This window comes from Microcystis sp. LE18-22.4A (assembly GCF_027531105.1).
Taxonomy (GTDB): domain Bacteria; phylum Cyanobacteriota; class Cyanobacteriia; order Cyanobacteriales; family Microcystaceae; genus Microcystis; species Microcystis aeruginosa.
This window is the reverse complement of the sequence record NZ_JAPZRB010000162.1, coordinates 1-2,470: the sequence shown is the minus strand read 5'-3', so window position 1 is coordinate 2,470 and position 2,470 is coordinate 1. Positions and strand designations below refer to the sequence as shown.

The 2,470-nt window shown below is 47.2% G+C and carries 3 protein-coding genes; all 3 read right to left on the bottom strand.

Features of this window, described 5'->3' with window-relative positions; genetic code table 11:
• The coding region (locus tag O9295_RS07375) for a caspase family protein (protein WP_288032533.1) at nt 1-1,317 on the bottom strand (1,317 nt) is incomplete at its 3' end.
• Nucleotides 1,310-1,687 carry a Pepco domain-containing protein gene (locus O9295_RS07370; RefSeq protein WP_288032532.1) on the bottom strand — a complete coding sequence of 126 codons (378 nt, stop codon included), beginning with the start codon at nt 1,685-1,687 and terminating at the stop codon, nt 1,310-1,312. The genes O9295_RS07375 and O9295_RS07370, both read right to left, overlap by 8 nt.
• 82 nt (nt 1,688-1,769) lie before the next feature.
• Nucleotides 1,770-2,225 carry an NUDIX hydrolase gene (locus O9295_RS07365; RefSeq protein ID WP_288032530.1) on the bottom strand — a complete coding sequence of 152 codons (456 nt, stop codon included), beginning with the start codon at nt 2,223-2,225 and terminating at the stop codon, nt 1,770-1,772.
• Between the last annotated feature and the right edge of the window lie 245 nt (nt 2,226-2,470).

Here is a 2,470-nt window from a genome sequence, read left to right as displayed (position 1 = left end):
TCTTTCAACTTTTAAATGGGTACGGGAGGCGATCGCTTTCCACTGTGCCTGGGTGATGGGATAACGTCCCATGTAGAAAGAAGAAACGGTTACTCGGTGTTGAGGTCTTTCCCATCTAAATCCTTCCCAACCAAATTTTTTCACCAGTTTTTCGATTTCCTCGTCTTCTGTTCCCATCAGGAAAGTTCCCCCCGGAATGGCAACCATCTCTAAGGTGATGCCGTTGCCCAAATCTTCGCTGAAATATTGGGACTGTTTCGACTCTTTTTTGATTTGCTCACCCTTCGCATTTACTCGCACCACCTCAAAGTTAAATACCTTGAGTCCAGTTTCTTGAGAAGGTTTAGGGGTCGATGACCTATTTCCCTCAGACCCCGTGACGTATTCGCGACGCGTCAAAGGAATCGAAGACTGTCTTAGAGCGATGCGCTTGATAGCTTCGATCGCCTCTAAATCGCCACGAGATGCTCCTAAGACACGAATCCATAACTGTTCAGCTAAGTCAAGATCGCCCCTATTTTCTGCTAAGGAAGCCTGATACTTTAGGGGTTGCACGTCCCTAAGCGTGGCAACTTGTTCTAACAAAATAAAATAGAGCTTGTGGGGCGGTTCTGCTTTCAGACAGGGATTCTGTCTCGGTTTCCCATATCTAGCGTTAGTTTGCTCGACTTGACGGCGCAGATATTCGTCTAGACGCTCGACCGTAGCACAATTGGCTTCTCCTTGCCGCCGCAATCCTTCCAGCAGCGTATGAGTAAATGAGCCTTGTTTCAACTCATCGATCTCCCAAGATTGCTGATTGGCAGTACAGGAATAAAAGGTTATGACTCCCTGATGCTCCTCTTCTCCAATGCCCAGACCGCCTCGGTTGTCCTCATCTCGACAGGCATCTAAAAATAGTACGACGTTATCCGCCCCAGACCGCCGCAGCCGCTCGGTGACATAATCCACCGATACAGCCGTTTCTCTTACATTGCCCGGATCACTATCCGGCAGCATCAGATAGTCTTTGTCTTGATAGCGCCTGCCATGACCAGCAAAGAAAAACCAGAGATTGTCTCCAGACTTAAGCAGGGGAGTCTCGAACTGCTTCTGAAGAAACCGCTTGAGACGACCGTAGGTTGGCTGCGTGGGAATGGGGGGACTAGCAGGAATGGGTGGAGAATCTTCGGTAAAGAGAAATATCCCACTGCGATCGAATCCTCCCTCCCCTTCACACCAAGCTTTGATCGCTTCCGCGTCTTTCTTGGCGTATTTCAGCGGCTTGAGGTTGTCATACTCGTTGATGCCGATCGCTATCACCCAGTTTTTAGCCATCTTTTCTCTTGAACTTAAATGTCATCGCTCCTTTCCCTCCTGCTTTGCCCCCGATCCCAAACAGGCTAACTTGTCCTTCCCCATTAATTTCTACAGACAGTTCCACTTCATCGAGCCGGATTTTAGTGCCTGGAGGATCGGCTTCATCGAGCATTTCCCGCATCGCTTTGAGAAAGCCCTGCATTTCTAGCTTCAGTTTGGACACATCCACTTGACTTCTTTCGGTGGCCGCAACTTCGGGCGGTCTTTCCTTTTCACCGAGCCGTCCCCCGATATCACTGCTACTTCTAGCGCCGGTGGGCGTTTTTTGAAGATCAGATTCACCCGTAATAATCCATATTTTGCTGGGAGTCGCGATATCTTCGGTCATTGTGTTGATTTCCCCTAAATGTTATCTGTTATCTCACTTGCCTTTAACCAAACATTCTAACTCCACTATCTTTCCCTCGACATCAAGCCACTACAGTGGCACCCCTGAGATAATCTTCTAGTTGGCGACCATTATCGTGACTGAGATTGCCTAGAGGTAAAGTTTCGACGCTAAAAGCTCTCACCTCGCTAACTTCTAATGTATCTTTGATCTGAAAATTCCCCGCCGCTGTCACTTCAATTAACAATGAAATGGAGTGAATGCGCGGATCACGCTCAAAAGAGGAATAAACCCCGACTAAACGCCCTAAACTGACTAAATTTAATCCTGTTTCCTCTTTTAATTCCCTTTGGGCAGTATTAAAAATATCTTCCCCCCAATCGATCATTCCCCCCGGTAGGGCCCATTTGCCGGTGTCTCTGCGTCGGATTAAAACAATTGTACCATCAGCAAGCAGCGGAATTATTGTCACCCCAGTTACAGGATGACGAAAGATAATTCCCATCACACTTTTAATAAAATGCCAAACACGACCCATATATAAAGCTAAAAAATAAAAAAAGGGGACGGGATTACTGGAGTTAGGACTTTTGCCTATTGCCTATTGCCTAACACCTATCCCCCAACCCCTAACAATATCAATCTTGACATCCTCGCCGCCCTAAAAGTGCGGCGATTCCTAAACCTCACGATTTAAGTTTCTGCTTCCACCACCGTCGCATACCACAGTTAAAAAACCATGTACTGTCTTACACAGAGTCCACAGACTTTCGCCCCATTTCA

Excerpts from the sequence above, each read along its gene's own strand:
- O9295_RS07365 (WP_288032530.1), bottom strand. The coding sequence starts at position 2,225 with ATGGGTCGTGTTTGGCATTTTATTAAAAGTGTGATGGGAATTATCTTT.
- O9295_RS07370 (WP_288032532.1), bottom strand. The coding sequence starts at position 1,687 with ATGACCGAAGATATCGCGACTCCCAGCAAAATATGGATTATTACGGGT.